This is a genomic window from Methanococcoides mangrovi (assembly GCF_052057775.1).
In the GTDB taxonomy this organism is placed as follows: Archaea; Halobacteriota; Methanosarcinia; order Methanosarcinales; family Methanosarcinaceae; genus Methanococcoides.
In genome coordinates, this window is record NZ_CP195121.1 from 1,988,978 (window position 1) to 2,009,717 (window position 20,740).

Sequence of the window (20,740 nt, forward strand, 5' to 3'; positions counted from 1 at the left end):
CTTTACAAGAACCTTTTTTGCCAGCAGGATCTGCTGGCATTCTTTTCTCTTTTTTAAATTACTATTTATATTGAAACTCCACTTTTATTACATCAAGTCCTCAAGATTATTCGTTGTCTGGAAAGCATATGCTGCATGCATAGAAGAATGCAGAATGCAATGCACCCACAAACTAGGATCGGATCGGCATTCGATCAAAAATACAGATAGAGGGTGCATTACTAAAGCTTATGATGAATAAACCCACACATCGGACATAGAACAAATCGATATTAAAAAGTAATGAAATTAATCCATACTTCCTCAGAATGAAGTGGATGTTTTTGAGACCTGTACTGCGAATAAACCATATAAAATACTGCCTAGAAAGCTAACCTGATAAAGTAGGATTATGACGATGACATACATGAACGTGTCCTATACCTTTGCCAATTCCATAATCAGAGAATCCCTGAATAAGTACCATAAGAGCATTGTATGCAGGTGTAGATACATACTATGCTAAGATAATATTTCTACTGCCCCCATGCATTGAGGAAAAAGATATAATACGATGCTTAGAGCATCATTTTCTGCACCTCAAAGAAACTTATGATTGAGAGCAGACAAATTAAAGTATTCAATCAGAGACTGCAAAGACCCACTACATCTTACATACATGCTCAAGCCTAGTGGACCAGAAGTTATTTCGACGTCACTATAATATAAATCAAATCCACAATCATAGGTTGTTAGTTCGAGTGATCTTAAATGATCAAGTTCAGGATCTAACTGATGAATATCCGTTATTCCAGAAATATCTTGTAAAACATCTGTTAAGTATGAGTTATTCTGAATAAACAATACCGATTTCAGCTAGTTTTTAATTCCATTTTCACAAATGTAATTTAATGTACGAACTTCTGAAGAAGTTAATTTTGAAAACAAATCAATATAGATTAAATTCCCCTCATCTTTTCCATCTTTTGTACAACTTGAAGCTAGAAGACCTACCCACATATCTTGAATATAATTATCCTCAACTAATGAATCTTGATCAATTATGATATGAACAATATGAGGATGAGCACGGAGATTAGTAGTAGAGCTACCTTTAATGCCAAGCACTGTTACTGCTTTATTTGATATTTATAAAATGTTTTTTTGTATGCCACGTTTTTACTTTATCCTGAAACAAAAATCCGAGTTCCTCTGAAGCTGGATGGAGTATTAATTCTATGAGTTATGATGCTTCATCTGTTGCTACTTCGTTAACCTTTTTAATGGCATTATAGTTGGTATGATTCCTAAAACATCTACGCCCTTCGAGTCATTTTCAGTTATTACTGATTCCCTAAAAGTATCACAAACTTCACAATAAACACAGTTAAGAATTACACATATATTATAATTTATTAAACAGTATTATGATTTTGAATATATTGTTTATTATTTCTTTAACATTGTCAATTGTGACTATTTTCGCAAGCTTGCAATTCTTTCCAACAAAATATAGCCACATACAATAAAGATATAAGAAGAACGTGCGGCACAATTACAAAACTAAAAAGAATAACTTGTGCAAGCATGCACAAAAAATATATATATATGATTTAAAACAGCGTCAAAGCTTATTGATATTATAAAATAATTGGAAACTGTATATCCAAAATGCAATTTTACTAAATTCTAATTTGCAAAAAATATATATTTGTGTTATTTAGGAAGGCAAATGCCGGTTGCTGCCTACCCCAAAATATATATAGCATAATGTAATTTGTGGCACAAATTTGAGAAACACGACAATATCCTGCCCTACAAAGGATTGTCAGTGTTGATCACATCGTGAAATTATCTTGCTAAAAATAAAGGTGTAGAAAAATGGATACATGGACTATTATTAATGGTGTCATCTATCTGACCTGTTTTGCTCTTATCGGTTGGATGTTATTTGATGCCAGTAAAGTCTCAAAATAATCATCGTTTTTAAGGAGAATTAAATGTCTGGAAATACAAATTCAGAACAAGGTCATGTCGTAAAGACACTCCGACCCTATCACGTATGGGCGCTTGGAGTTGGTATTGTTCTGGTAGGCGAATATATGGGATGGAACTTCACAGTTGCAAAAGGTGGAGTACTTGGATCTCTGTTTGCACTATTGGTTGCAGGTACTATGTTTGTAATGGTATCTTTATGCGCCAGTGAATTGGGATCATCAACTAAACTTGCCGGCGGCCCTTATGACTGGGCGAGACTGTTCGTCGGACCAGGTGCTGCAGCACTTGTGGGTCTTGCAGTATATATGGAATTCATTGCCCTGGAAGCTGCTGATGCTATTGTCGTTGCATCTATTGCACAAGCGGTCTTCCCTGATCTACAAACATTCCCTGTCACATTACTAATTATCGCATTTTTAACATTTATGAACTATCGTGGGGTCGTGGCTGCCCTTAATCTTAACTTCGCACTTACATTCACAGCTTTGATAGCTATCATTGCTTTCTTCTTTGCCAACATTACCGGATTTGCCGGCACATGGCATCCTGAGTATCTAATATCAGGAGCGATGCCTAACGGATTCATCGGTATTTTTGCAGCCCTGCAGTTCGGTCCCTGGTTCTACCTTGGTATCGAGGGAGCAGCAATGTGTGCAGAAGAATGTAAGCATCCAACAAGAGCAGTTCCTCTTGGTCAGCAGGCAGGTATGATCACCCTTCTGCTCGGTTCAGGTATGACACTTTATGTCTGTTCAGGTATGATACCGGCCGCAGAACTTGGTAGTTCAGTATACCCACTCTTTGAAGCAGCAACAGCAACAGGTTCTAAATTCCTTATTGCAGCTCTCGGAATCGGTACACTTTTCACCTGTCTTGCAAGCGCAAACGGTACAGTTTGTGACGCATCACGGTCATGGTTTGCCCTTTCAAGGGATAAATTTCTGACAAACTGGTTTGCTGACGTGCACCCACGTTACAGCACCCCATACAGGGCAGTCATTTTCACAATGCCCATAGCAATCGCATTTGCATTTAGTGGTTTCCTCGATCAGGTCATCACCTTTTCAATCATATCAGGTCTTATCTGCTATGTAATGATCCCATTTTCCCTGATCCGCTTCAGGAAATTGTTCCCGGAGCACACACAGAAGGTCCGCCCGTTTGTGGGCCCTCTGCAGCCAATAATTGCATATTTCACGATTTTCCTTGCCATTGTGATCATGTCTACCCTTAACTGGGGATACAGTTACAACCTGGTCTTCGGACTCTTGTTCTACGTGATAGCATACTTCTACTTCTCGTGGAGATACAAGAGCATCGAAATAACTCATGATTGGGGAGAAGACCTTGGATGGCCTGAACCCATACACAGGAGATAATGGAGGAAGAAAAATGGTAAATAAAGAAAAATATTACAACGACATCAAAAAAGATGCAGGTATAATTGTTCTTGTATTAGGACTCTTGTTCTTCTCAGAGACATTTGTCTTCTACAAAATAATTTCAACTCTTTGGGATGCAGTACCTGAACTTCGTACCATCTTTCCAGTATACCTCTTATTCCTGATACTCTTGCTCGGGATTGAGACCATTGGTTGTATAACTGTATACAAATCCATCAAGGAACACATGTTCGACTTTAACTATTACGACTAAGGAGATGGTAATATCGCAAAATCTGAAGAAAAAAATAGCATGATCATGCAGGTCGCAGATATCCTGTTCATCTTCGTTGTCGCAGGTATTTGTGTAATAGCTCCCGTACTTGTACTCGGAGCTGGAGCTGATACCGGACCCATGGTCTTTGAATGGGATCCTGTCGGATACTTCGGTCTGGCGGCAGTTATCCTTGTGTTCTTTGCTGTGATCTTGCATCACTCCCTCAAGAACTACATCTATTAAATACAAAAAATGCCGTGGCTTAACTGCCACAACTTTTCTTTTTTTTGCGTTTTCATTTTCTACTTTTATTACCAATGCTGATTAATTTTTAGAATAACCAGCCAGGTGATCTTCAATTACAATAAACCAATAAATAGAAACCTTCTTATCTAACAAACAAACATTATGCTGTTATAAATAAAAGCTGAAATATATCATCAGCAATATTTCAGGATTAAGGGGTATAATGAAGTCATCACTGACAGACAACGTTTGGCTTTCTGAAAAGAGAACGAATCTGCTTTTGTTGCTAATGGAAGGACCAAGGGATATCGAGCAGATCAAGATGTCCCTTAATGTGACATCAAGGGGAATGATGCCACAGATAAAGAAGCTTAAGGAAAAACACCTGATCATCGAAGATGGGGATTACTACAAGCTATCCAACATTGGAGAGCTCATTGTTAAAAATATGCTCCCTCTTATCAATACACTAAGCATGATAAGCGATAACAGGAACTACTGGGAAGAGCACGACATCACAATACTTCCACCACATCTGTTCAAGCGCCTACATGAGCTTGGAAATTACCTGCTTCTTGAACCGGACCTACATCATACTTTTGAGATCCCTAAAGAGTTTACAGAAAACCTCCTTAAATCAAAGGAGATCAAATCAATAATCTCATTCTACCGCCCGGAATATCCGAAATTCTATTCAGAACTTGCAGAAAAGGCAAACAGCCTTACATTGATACTTTCAGAAGCTGCTTTCAAAAGAATGAAAAACAATTGCATGAAAGAGCTGGAATACCTGTTGTCTGCTAAGAATAGCCGGGTTCTGGTATATAAAGGAAAAGCAAGACCACCAGCTATTGATGTATCGGAGTGGTTCATGTACATCAGCTTTTTCAATAAGAACGGAAGCTATGACCACAATGACATAATGAGCTTTGATGAAAGTGCTTTACAATGGGGTTCCGAACTGTTCGATCACTACTGTGAGCAATCAGTGGAGATCAAAGATGTGGACCAGGTAGAGGTAGAACTATGACCGATGAGCTTATTGAAACTCTTTTCCTTTCAGAAAAAAGAGAAAATTTACTTATCTTACTTCTGGACAAAACTGTAGATATTAAGGAGATCAATTCAACACTTGATGTTACTTCCTCATCCATACTTCCACAGATAAAGAAGCTCAGGGAAGCCGGACTTGTCCAGAAAGCTGATAATGGCAATTATGAACTAACAACCATCGGAAGGGTCATAGTCGAGAACATGAAGCCACTTTCACGTATGTTGAAGGTCTTTGATAAATCAGATGCTTACTGGGATGAACGTAAATTGGATACCATTCCCGAAGACCTTCTAAACAATATAGGTAACCTGGGAAATATAGAGCTGGTGATGCCTGATCTGGACCATATGTACGAGATTCCGGAACAACTGATCAGCAATACCAGAGATGCAAAGGAAATGTGTGCATTGGTATCATATTTCCACCCGGATTTCCCGCGGTTCTATGAGGAGCTGGCCAATAGAAGAGTTAAACTCGACCTTATAGTCACAGATTCTGTTTTCGAAAGAATGAAAAATGACTATGAAGAAGAAATGAAGAACATACTGGAAGCGGAAAATACAACATTTCTTGTCTGCAATAACGATCAGGAGCCCCCTACATTTAATGTCACTGAAAAATGTGCATATATAACCTTCTTTAATATTCAGGGAAGATACGACCACCAGGACATTATCACACATGATGATAGTGCAATTAACTGGTGCAGTGACCTCTTTGCCCACTATATGGAAGTTTCAAGGCCCGTCAACAAATAAGATCTGTTATAAATAGCGTGTGGTTCTGGCATGGAATGGAAAGATCTTTCATTGAAATTCAAACTGGTACTCTATATAGTAGTAGGTATTTCTTTCATTTTATCGGCTTCATCAATTGTTATTATATCCACTGTTACGGAACAGGAAGAACAGCTTGCATATCACGATTCAATCCAGAACGCTAAAAGTTTTGCTCACCAGTACAACGCAGATATGAAGGCCAATATGGCAATAGCGAGCTCACTGGCATCAATGATGGTAAACTATGATTCAGCTGACCGTAACGAAATAAATGATATGCTGAAGGAGTTACTGAAAGAGAATCCACATCTTATAGGAGCTTATGTTGGTTTCGAACCGAATGCATTCGATGGAAGGGATGCAGAGTTTATAGGAGCTGAAGGTCATGATGATACAGGCAGATTCGTTCCATACTGGAATACTATCGGTGGGCCGATTAGTGTTGAGCCACTTGTGGATTATGAAACTTCTGAGTATTACCAGGGCCCAAAGACCCTCAAGCAGAATGTTATTACTGAACCTTATCTTTACCAGGGAGCTCTGATGGTTAGCTATGATGCACCTATTATCAGAGATGGAGAATTTGTAGGTATTGGCGGTGTTGATGTATCCCTGAACTACGTTGACGAAGCTGTCAGCAGTGTAAAAGCTTTTGATACGGGTTATCTGTTCATGGTAAGCAAAGAAGGAATATTAGTATCGCACCCTGTCAATAAGGAGTGGATAGGAAATCAAGTACTGTCTGATTTTGATGTACCTAATATAAATATTGCTGCTGAGGACATAAGAAATGGAATTAGTGGACACATTGAAACTATAGATCCCGTTACCTCAAAAGAAGTTGTTATGTTCTATGAACCGATTGAAACCGGGAACTATGCCATTATACTTGTGGTCCCTACTGAAGAAATGCTCGCAGGTGTCAATTCCATAAGGTCCGACCTGGTCTCTATATACCTATTCTCCATCGTATTTATGGGGTTAATGGCCTTTTTCATAGCATATTCATTCACAAACAGGATCAATGAGATAGTAGCGGACTTCAAGAACATATCCGGAGCAGCCATCAGAGGCGATTTCGATGCAAGAGCGAATACAGACGTTGAAGTAGACCTCAATATGATACCAAAAGGCCTGAATGAAATACTTGATGCTCTTACCAGTTATTCAAAAGAACTACAAAAATCCTACGAGCTGATCAGAAAAATGGAATCAGCTGTAAATAGTAGCAGAGTAGTGGTTTTCTGGTGGAAGAATGAAGAGGACTATCCGGTAGAGTTTGTTTCTGATAATATTACCCAATATGGATATTCACTGGAAGAGTTCACGTCGGGTAAGGTTCTCTATGGAAATATAATACATCCGGAAGACAGAAAAATAGTATGGAATGAATTACAGAACTGTGCAAAAGAAGGAAAGAGCAATTTCCATAAAGACTACAGGATAATCACAAAGAAAGGAGATGTACGCTGGATACATGAAGATACATATATTCAGCGTGATGATGAAGGAAAAATTACATACTTCCAGGGTACAATCCTTGACATCACCGAACGTGTCGATGCTGAAGAAAGTCTCAAGGCAATGGAAGATGTCCGGACAAAAGAAATCCACCACCGCATCAAGAACAACCTTCAGGTCGTTTCCGGAATGCTATATCTTGAATCCCTGAAGTTCAAGTACCAGGAAGTAATAGATTCATTCAGGGATAGTGAGAACCGCGTACGTTCCATTGCACTGATACATGAGAAGCTCTACCAGTCAAAGGACCTTGTGAGCCTTGATTTTGCTGATTATATTGAGAACCTGACCGACCACCTGTTCCACTCCTACAATGTTGATCAGGATGATGTAAAACTGATATTGAAAGTAGAGGACGTTTTCCTTGGAATGGACACTGCAGTTCCTCTTGGAATAATCATCAATGAATTGACATCAAATGCATTGCAACATGCTTTTGGAAACGGTGAAAAAGGAGAGATAAGGATCGATTTCCACAAGGATAACGATGTGTTCGAACTTGTGATCAGCAACACAGGAGAGCCTTTCCCTGAAGATATAGACTTTAAGAATACAGAATCGCTCGGACTACAGCTTGTAACGAACCTGACAGCACAGATAGATGGTGAGATCGAGCTGGATAAGACAAATGGAACTAAATTCAAGTTAACTTTCCGTGAGAACAAATAAGGTGTTAATATGAAAGCTGCCAGAATACTTGTAGTTGAAGATGAAGCTATCGTAGCAATGGTGATCAAAAAGAGGCTTATGAACCTTGGATATAGTGTTTCAGGTGTTGCCGCTACAGGCAAGGACGCAATTACAAAAGTAGAAGGAACATTTCCTGATCTTGTGCTTATGGACATAATGTTAAAAGGAGATATGGATGGAATAGAAGCAGCTGAAGAGATCAGAAAACGCTTCTCAATACCAGTAGTTTACCTTACAGCTCATTCTGATGAAAAGACCCTTGAAAGGGCAAAGCAGACAGAACCATACGGATACATACTCAAGCCATTTACAGAAAGGGATCTGAGCAGTAATATTGAGATTGCCATACACAAGCATCTGAGAGAAAAAGAAAAAGAGAGCACTGAAGGAGATAAATGACCTATTTAGTGCCTTTCTTTTACTTATTCTATTTGTTAACTTATTGATTTTCTTATATTGAACGGTAGTGACCGTTCCATACTTCAAATTCAATTAATAGCAGATCCTGATGAAGAGGATACTTTAATTATATTAACCATATTTTTATCAGATTTTCCAGATATCGATACAATAGCATCGTCGATTTTAATGACATTGTCTTTTTTAAAGCTGTTGTCAATTCGGTTTGAAATGTACATTTGAAAGACAATGTAAAATAAACTTGTTATTACCCTATTGTTACCGGATTGTACTGTTCAAAAGGTCATGCAATATTTTAAGGCAGTCCCAAAAAACGATATCGGCTAGGTTATATAATTATGAACCAGTGTAGTATTCAGTAATGCCTGGGATAATCTGGCATTGACTGAACTAAGATGTAACATAAAAAGGTGAAATAATGGGAAATCAGGAACTTTTTGACAAACTTAAAGCTACAATTGTAAACCAGGACATCAATGGTTGCCCAGCTGCAACCCAGGAAGCACTCGATGCAGGAATCACTGCATTCGACATTATCAACGAAGCACTTGCACCAGGAATGAAGATCGTTGGTGATAAGTTCGAAGCAGCAGAGATCTACCTCCCACAGATCATGATGTCTGCAAAGGCAATGAAATCTGCAATGGAGATCCTCGAGCCAATCCTCGCTGAAGAGAAGGGCGACGAAGAGGGTGTTGGAACAGCTGTAACATTCGTACAGGAAGGAGATATCCATGATATCGGCCACCGTCTTGTTACAACAATGCTCGGTGCAAACGGATTTGATATCATCGACCTCGGAACAGACATTCCAAACGAGGACGTTGTTGAAGCTATCGCAAAGAACAAGGGCAAAAAGATGATCCTCGTCGGTTCCGCACTGATGACAACCTCAATGCTCGGCCAGAAGGACGTAGTAAGATTACTTGAAGAAGAGAACCTCAGAGGCGAAGTCAAGATCATGTTCGGTGGCGCACCAGTCACAGATGCATGGATCGCAGAGATCGGCGCAGACGGTACAGCCGAAAATGCAGCAGAAGCAGCAAGAGTAGCACTCGAGCTCATGAGCGCATAAATTGGAGGAATCGAATATGACATTCACCAAATCAGTAACTTGCTTTGATTTCTACGACCGTGCACAGACCGGTGAGAAGACAACCCAGGATGACTGGGACTTGATGACCATTCCAATGAAGGCAATGGAACTCAAGCAGAAATACAACCTTGACTTTGGTAACGAGTTCGTTCCAACCGACAAGGACCAGATGGAGAGACTCTTCAAGGCAGGTTTTGATATGCTCCTTGAGTGTGGTATCTACTGTACCGACACAAAGAGGATCGTCAAATACACAGAGGACGAGATCTGGGACGCAATCAACAACCCAATGCCAGCATTCCAGCTCGGAACCGGCAGAGATGCAGTACAGATGAAGAAGAGAGAAGTAGGCGACAAGAGAAAGCCTATAGTACAGGGTGGTCCAACCGGTTCCCCAATCTCAGAAGAGGTGTTCTCTGCAGTTCACATGAGCTATGCACTCGAGAAAGAAGTTGACACAATTGTAAATGGTGTTATGATGACGGTTCGTGGTAAGCCACCTATACCAGGCAGCCCATACGAAGTTCTCGCATCAAAGTCCGAAACAAGGATTATCAAGAACGCAGCAGCAATGGCTGGCAGACCTGGTATGGCTGTTTAGGGACCAGAGACTTCCCTGTCCGCTCAGGGTAACATCGCTTCCGACTGTGTCGGCGGCATGGTAACAAGTGACAGCCACGAAGTATCACAGCTCAACGAGCTTAAGATCGACCTCGATGCAATTGCAGTCATGGCTCACTACAAGGGCAACAGTGACATAATCATGGACGAGCAGATGCCAATCTTCGGCGGATACGCTGGTGGTATTGAAGAAACAACAATCGTAGATGTTGCAACTAGCATTAACTCCATGATCATGAGCAGTGCAAGCTGGCACCTTGATGGTCCTGTCCACATCAGATGGGGATCCACCAACACCAGGGAAACCCTCCAGATCGCAGGATGGGCATGTGCAACAATCAGTGAGTTCACAGACCTTATGACCGGTAACCAGTACTACCCATGCGCAGGACCATGCACAGAGATGTGCCTCCTCGAAGCAGCAGCACAGTCAGTAACTGACACAGCATCCGGCCGTGAGATCCTCTCAGGTGTCGCATCCGCAAAGGGTGTCATCACCGACAAGACAACCGGTATGGAAGCAAGGATGATGGGAGAAGTCGCACGTGCAACAGCAGGCATGGATATCGATTCCGTCAACGCTGTACTCGACAAGCTTGTTGCATCATACGAGAACAACTACGCAAACGCACCACAGGGTAAGACATTCCAGGAATGTTATGATGTCAAGACCATTACACCAACTGACGAGTACGTCAAGGTGTATGAGGGTGCAAGGAAGAAACTCGAAGAGTTCGGCCTTACCTTCTAAGACTAATACACGTACACCGATGGTTTTGTCAGCGAGAGATCGCTGACTTTTTTTTTATTCACCATTTGTCACTATTGTAAAGGACAAATCGGTGTCAATCAGTATTAAACAATGCTAAAGGGGGCATTCGAAATGGATATGTGGACTTTAATAAACGGGGTAATTTACCTGATATGCTTTGCCTTGATTGCCTGGATGTTGCTAGACGCTAGCAAGGTATCAGCTAAAAAATAAATCGTAAAGATGGAGGAGGATCAATGTCTGAAAATTCGACTGAACCGATCGAACTGGTAAAGACGCTACGTCCATACCATGTATGGGCTCTTGGTGTCGGTATCGTGTTGGTCGGTGAATACATGGGTTGGAACTTCACAGTTGCAAAAGGTGGTATCATGGGATCACTCTTTGCACTTCTGGTTGCCGGTACCATGTATGTAATGGTTTCATTGTGTGCTAGTGAACTGGGTTCATCCACAAAGCTTGCAGGAGGACCTTACGACTGGGCGAGATTATTCGTAGGCCCAGGTGCAGCTGCTATTGTAGGCCTTGCTGTATATATGGAATATATTGCTCTGGAATCTGCCGATGCTATTGTCGTAGCATGGATAGCACAATCAATATTCCCGGATATACAAACATTCCCGGTCACATTGCTTGTTATCGCAGCACTGACATTTATGAACTACCGCGGGGTTGTAGCGGCACTAAATCTTAACTTTGCACTGACATTCACCGCTTTGATCGCTATTATAGTATTCTTCTTTATGAACATCGCAGGAGCGGCTGGCGGAGCATGGAATCCTGCAAACCTGATCTCTGGAGCTATGCCAAACGGTTTCATTGGTGTCTTTGCAGCACTGCAGTTCGGTCCATGGTTCTACCTTGGTATCGAAGGAGCAGCAATGTGTGCAGAGGAATGTAAGCACCCAACAAGGGCCATCCCACTGGGACAGCAGGCCGGTATGATCACACTCTTGCTCGCGGCAGGTATGACACTTTACACCTGTGCAGGATTCATTCCAACAGAGATGCTTGGTGTTTCTGCATACCCACTCTATGAAGCAGCAACACAAAGCGGAGTAAAGTTCCTGGTTGCTTTCCTTGCAGTAGGTACACTCTTTACCTGTCTGGCAAGTGCGAACGGTACTGTTTGTGACTCATCAAGATCATGGTTCGCCCTTTCAAGGGACCACTTCCTGACACCATGGTTCTCGGCAGTACACCCAAGATACAGCACTCCATACAGGGCAGTTATCTTCACAATGCCAATTGCTATCGCATTCGCATTCAGTGGTTTCCTTGATCAGGTAATTACATTCTCGATCACATCAGGACTGGTATGTTATGTGATGATCCCATTCTCCCTGATACGCTTTAGGAAGATGTTCCCGGAACACACACAAAAGGTACGTCCATTTGTCGGACCACTCCAGCCTTACCTTGCATACTTCACCATATTCCTTGCGATCGTGATCATGTCAACACTGAACTGGGGTTACAGCTACAACCTGGCCTTCGGACTGGTGTTCTATGTGGTTGCATACTTCTACTTCAACTGGAGATACAGAAGCATAGAATCAAAGCACGACTGGGGAGAAGATCTTGGATGGCCTGAACCTGCACACAGGAGATGAACAGGAGGAGATAAAATGGCAGATGAAGCATTATATAATAACAAATTGAAACAGGATGCAGGAGTTATCCTGGTTGTATTGGGACTGCTGTACTTCTCAGAGACATACATAGTCTACAATATCCTGTCAATCCTTTGGGGAGAAGTTCCTGAACTTGGCAGTATCTGGCCGATCTACATCGTATTCTATCTACTGTTGATCGGTATAGAGACTATTGGATGTGTAAGGGTCTACAACTCCATCAAAGAACACATGTTCGACTTTAATTACTATGACTGAGGAGGAAAAGACATGGCTGAAGCAGTAAAAGAAAGAGGCATGTTGGGACAGATCTTGGATATCCTGTTCATATTTATATTGGCAGGTATCTGTGTAGTAACTCCTGTAATCCTCCAGGGAACGGTCCTTGTAGGTTGGGAAGGAACAGGCGGAATGCAGTTTGTATGGGATCCGGTCTCATATTTCGGCCTTCTGGCTGTGATCATTGTGTTCTTTGTTGTGATCCTCTATCACTCGGTGAAGAATTACAAGTTCTGAACATGTGAAAAAAGTTGTCAGCAAACCGCTGACAACTATATATTTTGAAAAGACAGATAAAATATTGAATTAAGGAGTGATCATATGACCGAACAGGTAATTAACCGTCTGAAAGATCCGGAGAACATCACAGAAACAGAACAAAAGCACGTACCTGTCATTGAATCCGATGATGTTATGACAGCAGAAGGTTCATTTGAAGTCACTGTGAAAGTGGGAGAAGTACCACACGTAATGCAGGATGACCACTATATTGAGTGGATCGAATTGCATCTAGGAGATATTGAAATTGGAAGAGTAGAGCTTTCACCCTCCGATGAGAAAGCAGAAGCTAAATTTACTGTAGAACCTACAGAGGAGATCGTTGGAATACGTGCATATGAGATATGCCATATTCGTGGCGTGAACGTCTGCGGTGACTGCGGTACGAAAGCTGTGATCATGAAGTTAAAGGCAATTGCAAGCTGTAATGTACACGGGCTTTGGGAATCTTCCAAACAAGTTGAGATCATGTCGAAGAAAGTCGGCGAAGGAAAGGATTGCCGCTGGATCGCATGATCTGGTCATTTTTGAACTGATGTATGGGGTACATCAAAAATGCCGGGACTTTCCGGCATTTTCAAATTTTGAGAATTGGTATTCAATTTCAAGAGAGGGAGCTATGAAAGAAATGAATATCTTGATAGTGGAAGATGAGATGATCGTCGCCATGATGATCAAACTTAAGCTTCTGGAAATGGGATACAGGTTTGCAGGGCATGCCACATCGGGTGAGGAGGCTATCAGAATGGTTGAAGAGGTCAAGCCTGATCTTATTATAATGGACATTTTTCTAAAAGGGAAGATAGACGGCATAGAGGCTGCAAGTGAAATAGTCAAATCATATGCAACTCCTATCATATTCCTTACAGGAGACGCTTCCAATGAAACAAGAATAAGATCATCCATTGCAAATCCTGTTGGCTATCTTGAGAAACCGTTTATGGAAGAAGAACTGGAGTATGTTATAGAGTCTGCCATCTCTAAATCCAAAAGTCCGGGTTTTAAGCAACTGGCCCAAAATGTCTCTGTTTAACATTATTCTTGTTGAGTTTATTGTTTCAGATCATAATTATCGTGTAAACTGTGGAGCTGAGCTTATACAGGAATGTAAAGTAAGGGATATGAAATTAGATCCCTGCCTGACCTGAACTGTATATCAATGGCTTCAGCTCCACAACAACCTCTGTTCTTCAACCCGATCGCTTCGGAGATCCATTTTTCTGCAAAGAGATCTTCCGGCATAAAGAAAAATAAATTAATCTGTAAATGGATAAGATTACGACTCATCCGAAAGTTATATATATAATGGCGTAGAGGGAGGGATATATTCCCGGGTGGGAGAAAACCGTGGAACTTCCCACGGTGACTAAAGTCACCAGATCTTTTCTCCCCAGAAGAACCACCTTATGTTACCCCCCAATTAACTCCCCCATCTTCTCCCACCCCACACCCCACTTAGATCCTGTTTTGAGATTGCTTTAGCTACCTGATACAGAACCTGATACATTATTACCGGGAAAGGGCACATGTCATAATCTGCTTTTCATATATCTGCAACATTAATTATGCAATCCATAATAACGAAAAACAGAATTTAGATCTTCTGTTATCAGGAAAGGATTAAGCTGTAAACATTAGTAAACTCTTTGTACTTACAATTACAATATGAATAACGGGAGAGGGTTTTCATGATTTTCTCTTCTGGTCACTTATGGAAGCTTGAAGATACTTAAGGGATTTTGAGTATGAAATTTAATAAGGAACAGGGAAGGTACATTATTCTTGGTAGCATCGATGGCCTCCTGGCTGTACTCGGAGTGGTAATAGGAACATCACATGTTGTCGATGACCCCTCAATTATCATAAATGCAGCTCTTGGAGGCGCAGTCGCACTGGCCCTGACGAATGGGATTGGTTCATACCTTGCAGAAAGTGCAGTCGAATACGGTCATCTTTCAGATCTTGAAAAACCATTATTGAGAAGTCTGGAATCCACGAAACTGGAAAGCCAGACAAAGAAGAAGATATGGAATGATTCTATAGCACATGGTGGTTCAAGCTTTATAGGATCCCTTGTCCCGATCTCTCCGTTCGTCCTCATTGATGAGATGGCTCTTGAGATATCCGTTGTAATGAGCATTTCTGTGCTTGCAATACTGGGAGTTTACTCAGGAAGGATAGCAAAGCAGAGTGCTATCAAACATGCTGTGAGAATGGTGGGACTTGGTATATTGATCGTTGCTGCCGTAACACTACTTGGACTTGAGTAAGAAGATTTCACATTAGATCAGGTATAAGTAAACAAAGCACAAATAAGTTTATGGAGATATTGATATGGGGGATATAGCGTACAGGAATATCCTTGTTCCGATAGATGAAAGACAGATGTCAAAAAGGGTTTTTGACCACGCACTTCATATTGCGGAAAAGGAAGGAGGCAACCTTATAGTGGTCTATCTGGAAGAAAGAGGGAGAATAGAGTCCATATATCCGAAGGAACTCTCAGAAAAGATGCTTGCAGTGGTGAGAGAGAATATCGAATACAACATGGAATATGCGATGAAAGAAGCCGAAAGATCAGGGATTTCAGCTGAGAAAATTATCCTTGAAAGCGATGACATCGGCGGGGACCTTATCAGGATAGCTGAAGATAAAAACATTGACCTTACGGTCATGGGTTCTGAATCTCTCAGACGCGATCCTCTTGGCAGCCTTACACGATGGATAATTGCAGCAGATGTCGGACCGGTTCTCGTAATTACCAGTGAGGACTAAGACATTCAATTTAAATGTAATGGAAAGCTATAGAGGGGACCATGGTGATCTCAACTATACTGCTTTTCATTCTTGGCCTTATTCTTATCACAAAGGGAGCAGACTGGTTCATTGAGTCGGCAGTATGCATTTCCACCAGGAGTGGACTCCCCAAGATCATCATAGGGGCTACTATTGTAAGCTTTGCCACCACAGCCCCGGAGTTCACAGTCTCTGCAATAGCTGCATACATTGGGCACACTGACCTCACAATCGGAAATGCCGTGGGTTCGGCCATCTGCAACATCGGGCTGGCACTTGGAGCAGTGATCGCTATCAAAGCAATACCCATAGAAGAAAGTGCATTCCTTCATAAGGGTGTTATCATGCTCATATCGGGACTTGCCCTTATTGCACTTACAATCGATGGAATACTTACAGCATTGGATGGAATTGTCCTGCTTGTGATCTTCCTGGGGTTCCTTTACTACAACTACCGCCTCCAGTCTGCAATATTTGACGGATCGGGTAAAAAGAGGGAGAAGTTGTCCCTTAAAGAAATGAAGTCCGATATATTCTATTTTATACTCGGTTCAGCCTGTGTGGTGATCGGCAGTCGCTTACTCGTAGACAGCGGAACAGAGATCGCATACTGGCTAGGTATCCCGGAGATGATAATCGGCCTGACACTGGTAGCCCTTGGAACATCACTGCCGGAACTTATCACTGCGGTTTCTGCAACATTGAAAGGACATCAGGACCTTTCCATAGGTAACATCCTGGGAGCAAACACCATGGACATTGCCATGATACTTGGATTCTCGTCACAGATACGCAGCCTCCCGATCCTGGACCAATCCATTAGCTACGATTTTCCGGTCATGATCCTTATCATGTTGATGCTTGTAATCTTCGGAATAACAGGAAAGAAACTTGAAAGATGGGAAGGTGGAGTGATCCTTGTCACATATTTTGCGTATGTTGCGGGTCTTTTCATATTCTACAATTAAAAAAGATCGTAGTATCGTCCATTCCCATATTTTAGACGTAAGAATCTATACACGGCACCCCACAATGCTTAAATCATAACAAGCACAATTTTTTTGTGGGGAATTATTATGAGGAAAGTAGTATTGATATTGTTAATAGCCATCACAATGGTAATGGCCGGATGCTCAGGAGACGAGACCGAGACAACGACTTACACAGATGATGAGTATGAAGTGACTGTCACTGCACCGGAAGATGCTGAGGATCAATGGTGCCCCGTAGGAACTATAGTCAATATCCAGAACCCTGATACCGGTGAAAGCCTGGAAATGGTGGTCGTCGGGACAGAGGTTGTCAATGGAGTGACATTATGTAAAGCAGTAGTAGAGATCATGCCACCTACTGATGATATTGTAAAGGTTGAATACCTGTGGTCAGATGAAGGTGAAACGTTCATCTGGACCAGCTATGATATCTCAGGAAATGTCGTGTCAGAAATGACAATGATCGATGGAACCATGACCATTACCGATGAGACAGGTCAGGTCATGACATTCGACATGAACGAAAAATAATGTTACTTTGCGAATATGGCAGTATCATCTGTTATATTCATTCACATTTCTTTTCTTTTCTTTTCTTCTTGAATTCCTGAAAGATCATTACATTCAATTTTCCGGAATACTTTTCCTCTGTAAAAGGTAAAGAACTATAATCCATCACAGTGTATAGTCCTCAGCATCACATTCAATTAATCGTTCAGAGAAGGATAGAGATATGACCTCAACCCGTTTCATAATCACTGTTATCGGTATCGACAAGATAGGTATTGTTGCAAGCATTACAAAGGTAATGGCAGATTTCAATGTGAACATCGTTGATATCAGCCAGACCCTTATGGAAGACCTGTTCACAATGATCATGCTGGCAGCTGTAAAAGATGAGAACTTTGACCTCAATGCATTCCAGAAGGCAATGTCAGAAGAAGGGGAAAAACTTGGGGTAGAAGTACGTGTCCAGCATGAAGATGCATTCCGCTTCATGCACAGGATCTAAGAGGAGGGAACTGAATGCTTATCCATCCCGAAGAGATCCTTGAGACCATACATATGATCAAAGCGGAGAACTTTGATATAAGAACAGTCACAATGGGCATCAACCTGCGTGACTGCTGCCACAATGATATCGATGTTCTCAACGAAAGGATATATGAGAAGATCACAGCCTATGCAAAGGACCTCGTAAAGACCACGGAAGATATCCAGAACCTCTATGGGATACCCATTATCAATAAACGCATAGCTATAACTCCAGTCTCAATAATTGCCGAAAGTTGTGACACGGATGATTATGTATCCATTGCAAAGACACTTGACCGCGCAGCAGAGGATGTTGGTATCGACTTTATCGGGGGCTTTAGTGCACTTGTCCACAAGGGAACAACACCCGGGGATATTAAACTGATCAATTCCATTCCCGAGGCACTCGCAAGCACAAATAAGGTCTGCTCATCTATCAATGTGGCTACCACAAAAGCAGGGATCAACATGGATGCTGTGGCAATGATGGGAAAGATCATCAAGAAGACCGCTGAAGCAACAAAGGATAAAGATGGTATCGGATGTGCTAAACTTGTCGTTTTTGCAAATGCACCGGAAGACAACCCGTTCATGGCTGGTGCTTTCCATGGAGTGGGTGAACCTGATTGTGTGATAAATGTCGGAGTAAGCGGCCCGGGAGTCGTCAATTCAGCTGTTCGGGAACTTAAGGACCCTGACCTTGGGGAAATTGCAGAAGCTATCAAAAAGACAGCTTTTAAGATCACCAGGATGGGAGAGATGGTCGGAAGGGAAGTTTCCCGCCGCCTCAATGTTGAATTTGGAGTTGTGGACCTGTCCCTAGCCCCGACACCTGAGATAGGTGACAGTGTAGCTGCCATCCTTGAAGCAATGGGACTCCAGAACTGCGGGACACACGGAACAACAGCAGCCCTCGCACTTCTCAACGATGCAGTCAAAAAAGGCGGATCGATGGCATCTTCCTATGTGGGAGGCCTGAGCGGTGCTTTCATTCCGGTAAGCGAAGATGCAGGCATGATCCATGCCGTTGAGATCGGTGCATTGAGCCTTGAAAAGCTCGAGGCCATGACAAGCGTGTGCTCTGTGGGACTTGACATGATAGCAATTCCGGGCGATACAAGTGCCTCCACGATCTCAGCGATAATCGCTGATGAAATGGCCATAGGAATGATAAACAAGAAGACCACTGCTGTAAGAGTGATACCTGCACCCGGTAAGAAAGTGGGCGATCATGTGGAATACGGAGGCCTTCTCGGACGTGCACCGGTAATGTCCGTATCAAAGTTCAGTTCCGAAGAGTTCATTGGACGCGGTGGAAGAATACCGGCACCCATACAGGCACTTACTAACTGAGATCAATAGAACAAGAGGAAGGTCAGACCTCATTGTCCTTAAAGCACAGGACAATGATCCGGTCTGCAATAGATTCCTTCCTTTCACCTTTTTTTACTTTGACATGCACATCCATGTATCTTTCATACAGTACCTTTCGTTCCTGATAAAGTTCTTTCAGGGACTTTTCCTTAAAGCCTATAACACCTCGTTTAAGTGGATCGATCCTGCGGAAAATACGGTCAAAAGGAGCATCAATATACACAACTGTGGAAATATTCTTTAAATGCTTCATGGCGTCTTCAGAATAGACCACACTTCCCCCTGTTGCGATGATACAGTTTCCCGGGGGGATCAGATCAATTACGATCTCTCCTTCAATCTGAAGAAATGCATCCTCCCCGGAACTGTCAATAAATGATTGAAGGTCGGTACCGATCCTTTTCTTGATGAGGTCATCTATATCAACAAAGCCATAACCCAGTTTCTTTGAAAGTAATTTCCCAATTGTTGTCTTGCCTGCACCTGACATTCCGATAAGCGTGATGTTCATGTTTTGACTCGTTAATGATTTCCTGAAACATTATCAGGATATGATAAATAATTTTCATAAAAGGGGACTAAGTTGATAGTTTGCAATAACCTTTGTTCATCGGATTTTAAATAAGGTAAAAGGAAAGTGTATTCCTTTATCATTAAATATAAGTGTATTGATAAAGAATATATAGTAGAAGTGCATAGTTAACTTCATGTGTAGCTATAAAGTAGACCTCTCAAACGTAAAGATCCCTAAAGGTTATAGCAACAGAACTATCCAGCTATATTTCTGGGTCGGCCTTGTATCTGCAATAGCTTTGAGGGCGATAATTATAGCCGACTACTACAATGATTATGTCGCACGCATATTGTTCTATCTAGGCGTTATAGGTTACATGGCATTTTTTGCTCACCGCTATCGTATAGCTAAACGACGTGCAGGTGTTCTGAATGAACTTGAACTTCTGAATAAGATCGAAAAATACGAAACACTGACAAAGGAAGATATTGATGGACTGAAATACATCATATGGAGCCTTTCGGTTTCAAAGGAACGCCTGAACTACCTGATAATTATAGTATTCTCAATGATCGCAATAATGGTCTCAATAATACTTGATCTGAAGTATCTTATCTGAGGAATTTGATGTGAAATATCCAAATTTAAAACTGAACAATATATTAAAAATTAGATCTGATATAACGCAATGTATTTATCCAAAAAATACCCCTTTATATAAGGGAGGAATTAAATGAATCAGTTCAAGGAAGGTCTGGAGGCAAACCTATCCAAGATCGGGCAGAACATCCAGACACCTATTGGCCATGCATTACGTATGGAAACTGATTTTAGCGTAAAGACCCCACTGGGAATTTTAAAAGGAAAAGCCGGCGATTATATAGTAAAACACAAAAGCGGCATGGTTTCCATAATTGAATCATATGCTTTCAACAAGAGATACGAGATCTTACGCTAAAAAGAATTCAACTGGCATTCCGATAAAGACGGATCCGAATGCAT

At 41.6% G+C, this 20,740-nt stretch carries 24 protein-coding genes and 1 pseudogene; 22 read left to right on the forward strand and 3 right to left on the reverse strand.

Annotation, left to right across the window (positions count from 1 at the left end; genetic code table 11):
• Positions 1-855: 855 nt before the first annotated feature.
• Positions 856-1,107, reverse strand: a complete 252-nt coding sequence (locus tag ACR3I3_RS09955; RefSeq protein ID WP_440952104.1) for an Abi-alpha family protein — start codon at positions 1,105-1,107, stop codon at positions 856-858.
• A gap of 872 nt (positions 1,108-1,979) precedes the next feature.
• Here ACR3I3_RS09955 and ACR3I3_RS09960 point away from each other — a divergent pair.
• From ACR3I3_RS09960 to ACR3I3_RS10025, 14 genes and pseudogenes are all read left to right on the forward strand, one after another.
• Positions 1,980-3,356, forward strand: a complete 1,377-nt coding sequence (locus ACR3I3_RS09960) for an APC family permease (protein ID WP_440952105.1) — start codon at positions 1,980-1,982, stop codon at positions 3,354-3,356.
• A gap of 13 nt (positions 3,357-3,369) precedes the next feature.
• Positions 3,370-3,633: a monomethylamine transporter gene (locus ACR3I3_RS09965; protein WP_440952106.1), complete on the forward strand. Its 264-nt coding sequence runs from the start codon at positions 3,370-3,372 to the stop codon at positions 3,631-3,633.
• Between the two features lie 39 nt (positions 3,634-3,672).
• Complete coding sequence (locus ACR3I3_RS09970; protein ID WP_440952107.1) at positions 3,673-3,879, forward strand: AcrB/AcrD/AcrF family protein; 207 nt, start codon at positions 3,673-3,675, stop codon at positions 3,877-3,879.
• A gap of 226 nt (positions 3,880-4,105) precedes the next feature.
• Entirely contained in the window at positions 4,106-4,912 is an 807-nt protein-coding gene (locus ACR3I3_RS09975) for a helix-turn-helix transcriptional regulator (RefSeq protein ID WP_440952108.1), read from the forward strand.
• Positions 4,909-5,694 (forward strand): helix-turn-helix transcriptional regulator, encoded by a 786-nt coding sequence (locus tag ACR3I3_RS09980; protein ID WP_440952109.1) that lies wholly within the window; start codon positions 4,909-4,911, stop codon positions 5,692-5,694. The genes ACR3I3_RS09975 and ACR3I3_RS09980 overlap by 4 nt, the downstream gene beginning before the upstream one ends.
• Positions 5,695-5,724: 30 nt before the next feature.
• Positions 5,725-7,905, forward strand: coding sequence for a histidine kinase dimerization/phosphoacceptor domain -containing protein (locus ACR3I3_RS09985; protein WP_440952110.1), 2,181 nt, complete (start codon positions 5,725-5,727; stop codon positions 7,903-7,905).
• Between the two features lie 9 nt (positions 7,906-7,914).
• Positions 7,915-8,325, forward strand: a complete 411-nt coding sequence (locus ACR3I3_RS09990; protein ID WP_440952111.1) for a response regulator — start codon at positions 7,915-7,917, stop codon at positions 8,323-8,325.
• Between the two features lie 439 nt (positions 8,326-8,764).
• Positions 8,765-9,421 carry a corrinoid protein gene (locus ACR3I3_RS09995; RefSeq protein WP_440952112.1) on the forward strand — a complete coding sequence of 219 codons (657 nt, stop codon included), beginning with the start codon at positions 8,765-8,767 and terminating at the stop codon, positions 9,419-9,421.
• A gap of 16 nt (positions 9,422-9,437) precedes the next feature.
• Positions 9,438-10,814: pseudogene (locus ACR3I3_RS10000) on the forward strand (monomethylamine:corrinoid methyltransferase).
• A gap of 257 nt (positions 10,815-11,071) precedes the next feature.
• Positions 11,072-12,448 carry an APC family permease gene (locus ACR3I3_RS10005; protein ID WP_440952113.1) on the forward strand — a complete coding sequence of 459 codons (1,377 nt, stop codon included), beginning with the start codon at positions 11,072-11,074 and terminating at the stop codon, positions 12,446-12,448.
• A gap of 15 nt (positions 12,449-12,463) precedes the next feature.
• Positions 12,464-12,727 carry a monomethylamine transporter gene (locus tag ACR3I3_RS10010; protein ID WP_440952114.1) on the forward strand — a complete coding sequence of 88 codons (264 nt, stop codon included), beginning with the start codon at positions 12,464-12,466 and terminating at the stop codon, positions 12,725-12,727.
• A 12-nt stretch (positions 12,728-12,739) separates the two neighbouring features.
• Positions 12,740-12,985 carry an AcrB/AcrD/AcrF family protein gene (locus ACR3I3_RS10015; protein WP_440952115.1) on the forward strand — a complete coding sequence of 82 codons (246 nt, stop codon included), beginning with the start codon at positions 12,740-12,742 and terminating at the stop codon, positions 12,983-12,985.
• 84 nt (positions 12,986-13,069) lie between these two features.
• Positions 13,070-13,543: a class II SORL domain-containing protein gene (locus ACR3I3_RS10020; RefSeq protein WP_440952116.1), complete on the forward strand. Its 474-nt coding sequence runs from the start codon at positions 13,070-13,072 to the stop codon at positions 13,541-13,543.
• A 103-nt stretch (positions 13,544-13,646) separates the two neighbouring features.
• A complete protein-coding gene (locus ACR3I3_RS10025; RefSeq protein WP_440952117.1) occupies positions 13,647-14,060 on the forward strand; it encodes a response regulator in 414 nt (137 codons plus the stop codon).
• 62 nt (positions 14,061-14,122) lie between these two features.
• On the opposite strand, the gene ACR3I3_RS10030 is transcribed toward ACR3I3_RS10025, so the two are convergent.
• Positions 14,123-14,269 (reverse strand): hypothetical protein, encoded by a 147-nt coding sequence (locus ACR3I3_RS10030; RefSeq protein WP_440952118.1) that lies wholly within the window; start codon positions 14,267-14,269, stop codon positions 14,123-14,125.
• Positions 14,270-14,772: 503 nt separating this feature from the next.
• Between ACR3I3_RS10030 and ACR3I3_RS10035 the strand changes: the two genes are divergently transcribed.
• The 6 genes from ACR3I3_RS10035 to ACR3I3_RS10060 all read left to right on the forward strand — a co-directional run bounded on the left by ACR3I3_RS10035 (position 14,773) and on the right by ACR3I3_RS10060 (position 19,203).
• Positions 14,773-15,297 (forward strand): VIT1/CCC1 transporter family protein, encoded by a 525-nt coding sequence (locus ACR3I3_RS10035; protein WP_440952119.1) that lies wholly within the window; start codon positions 14,773-14,775, stop codon positions 15,295-15,297.
• A 64-nt stretch (positions 15,298-15,361) separates the two neighbouring features.
• A complete protein-coding gene (locus ACR3I3_RS10040) occupies positions 15,362-15,802 on the forward strand; it encodes a universal stress protein (protein ID WP_440952120.1) in 441 nt (146 codons plus the stop codon).
• Between the two features lie 41 nt (positions 15,803-15,843).
• Positions 15,844-16,791 carry a calcium/sodium antiporter gene (locus ACR3I3_RS10045; protein WP_440952121.1) on the forward strand — a complete coding sequence of 316 codons (948 nt, stop codon included), beginning with the start codon at positions 15,844-15,846 and terminating at the stop codon, positions 16,789-16,791.
• 108 nt (positions 16,792-16,899) lie between these two features.
• Positions 16,900-17,346 carry a hypothetical protein gene (locus tag ACR3I3_RS10050; protein ID WP_440952122.1) on the forward strand — a complete coding sequence of 149 codons (447 nt, stop codon included), beginning with the start codon at positions 16,900-16,902 and terminating at the stop codon, positions 17,344-17,346.
• Positions 17,347-17,548: 202 nt separating this feature from the next.
• Complete coding sequence (locus tag ACR3I3_RS10055; protein WP_440952123.1) at positions 17,549-17,827, forward strand: ACT domain-containing protein; 279 nt, start codon at positions 17,549-17,551, stop codon at positions 17,825-17,827.
• 14 nt (positions 17,828-17,841) lie between these two features.
• Positions 17,842-19,203: a PFL family protein gene (locus ACR3I3_RS10060; RefSeq protein WP_440952124.1), complete on the forward strand. Its 1,362-nt coding sequence runs from the start codon at positions 17,842-17,844 to the stop codon at positions 19,201-19,203.
• 22 nt (positions 19,204-19,225) lie between these two features.
• Here ACR3I3_RS10060 and ACR3I3_RS10065 read toward each other — a convergent pair whose 3' ends face one another.
• Complete coding sequence (locus ACR3I3_RS10065; RefSeq protein ID WP_440952125.1) at positions 19,226-19,735, reverse strand: shikimate kinase; 510 nt, start codon at positions 19,733-19,735, stop codon at positions 19,226-19,228.
• Between the two features lie 196 nt (positions 19,736-19,931).
• Here ACR3I3_RS10065 and ACR3I3_RS10070 point away from each other — a divergent pair, with 196 nt between their 5' ends.
• Positions 19,932-20,357 carry a hypothetical protein gene (locus ACR3I3_RS10070; RefSeq protein WP_440952126.1) on the forward strand — a complete coding sequence of 142 codons (426 nt, stop codon included), beginning with the start codon at positions 19,932-19,934 and terminating at the stop codon, positions 20,355-20,357.
• A 114-nt stretch (positions 20,358-20,471) separates the two neighbouring features.
• Complete coding sequence (locus tag ACR3I3_RS10075) at positions 20,472-20,696, forward strand: hypothetical protein (RefSeq protein WP_440952127.1); 225 nt, start codon at positions 20,472-20,474, stop codon at positions 20,694-20,696.
• Positions 20,697-20,740: the final 44 nt, after the last annotated feature.

What these genes read in the sequence shown, in the direction of transcription:
- ACR3I3_RS09980 (WP_440952109.1), top strand. Translation starts at nt 4,909, where the DNA reads ATGACCGATGAGCTTATTGAAACTCTTTTCCTTTCAGAAAAAAGAGAA.
- ACR3I3_RS10035 (WP_440952119.1), top strand. Translation starts at nt 14,773, where the DNA reads ATGAAATTTAATAAGGAACAGGGAAGGTACATTATTCTTGGTAGCATC.
- ACR3I3_RS10005 (WP_440952113.1), top strand. Translation starts at nt 11,072, where the DNA reads ATGTCTGAAAATTCGACTGAACCGATCGAACTGGTAAAGACGCTACGT.
- ACR3I3_RS09965 (WP_440952106.1), top strand. Translation starts at nt 3,370, where the DNA reads ATGGTAAATAAAGAAAAATATTACAACGACATCAAAAAAGATGCAGGT.
- ACR3I3_RS10055 (WP_440952123.1), top strand. Translation starts at nt 17,549, where the DNA reads ATGACCTCAACCCGTTTCATAATCACTGTTATCGGTATCGACAAGATA.
- ACR3I3_RS10020 (WP_440952116.1), top strand. Translation starts at nt 13,070, where the DNA reads ATGACCGAACAGGTAATTAACCGTCTGAAAGATCCGGAGAACATCACA.
- ACR3I3_RS10010 (WP_440952114.1), top strand. Translation starts at nt 12,464, where the DNA reads ATGGCAGATGAAGCATTATATAATAACAAATTGAAACAGGATGCAGGA.
- ACR3I3_RS10060 (WP_440952124.1), top strand. Translation starts at nt 17,842, where the DNA reads ATGCTTATCCATCCCGAAGAGATCCTTGAGACCATACATATGATCAAA.
- ACR3I3_RS10070 (WP_440952126.1), top strand. Translation starts at nt 19,932, where the DNA reads ATGTGTAGCTATAAAGTAGACCTCTCAAACGTAAAGATCCCTAAAGGT.
- ACR3I3_RS10025 (WP_440952117.1), top strand. Translation starts at nt 13,647, where the DNA reads ATGAAAGAAATGAATATCTTGATAGTGGAAGATGAGATGATCGTCGCC.
- ACR3I3_RS10040 (WP_440952120.1), top strand. Translation starts at nt 15,362, where the DNA reads ATGGGGGATATAGCGTACAGGAATATCCTTGTTCCGATAGATGAAAGA.
- ACR3I3_RS10050 (WP_440952122.1), top strand. Translation starts at nt 16,900, where the DNA reads ATGAGGAAAGTAGTATTGATATTGTTAATAGCCATCACAATGGTAATG.
- ACR3I3_RS09990 (WP_440952111.1), top strand. Translation starts at nt 7,915, where the DNA reads ATGAAAGCTGCCAGAATACTTGTAGTTGAAGATGAAGCTATCGTAGCA.
- ACR3I3_RS09960 (WP_440952105.1), top strand. Translation starts at nt 1,980, where the DNA reads ATGTCTGGAAATACAAATTCAGAACAAGGTCATGTCGTAAAGACACTC.
- ACR3I3_RS09970 (WP_440952107.1), top strand. Translation starts at nt 3,673, where the DNA reads ATGATCATGCAGGTCGCAGATATCCTGTTCATCTTCGTTGTCGCAGGT.
- ACR3I3_RS09975 (WP_440952108.1), top strand. Translation starts at nt 4,106, where the DNA reads ATGAAGTCATCACTGACAGACAACGTTTGGCTTTCTGAAAAGAGAACG.
- ACR3I3_RS09985 (WP_440952110.1), top strand. Translation starts at nt 5,725, where the DNA reads ATGGAATGGAAAGATCTTTCATTGAAATTCAAACTGGTACTCTATATA.
- ACR3I3_RS10015 (WP_440952115.1), top strand. Translation starts at nt 12,740, where the DNA reads ATGGCTGAAGCAGTAAAAGAAAGAGGCATGTTGGGACAGATCTTGGAT.
- ACR3I3_RS10030 (WP_440952118.1), bottom strand. Translation starts at nt 14,269, where the DNA reads ATGCCGGAAGATCTCTTTGCAGAAAAATGGATCTCCGAAGCGATCGGG.
- ACR3I3_RS10075 (WP_440952127.1), top strand. Translation starts at nt 20,472, where the DNA reads ATGAATCAGTTCAAGGAAGGTCTGGAGGCAAACCTATCCAAGATCGGG.
- ACR3I3_RS09995 (WP_440952112.1), top strand. Translation starts at nt 8,765, where the DNA reads ATGGGAAATCAGGAACTTTTTGACAAACTTAAAGCTACAATTGTAAAC.
- ACR3I3_RS10045 (WP_440952121.1), top strand. Translation starts at nt 15,844, where the DNA reads ATGGTGATCTCAACTATACTGCTTTTCATTCTTGGCCTTATTCTTATC.
- ACR3I3_RS10065 (WP_440952125.1), bottom strand. Translation starts at nt 19,735, where the DNA reads ATGAACATCACGCTTATCGGAATGTCAGGTGCAGGCAAGACAACAATT.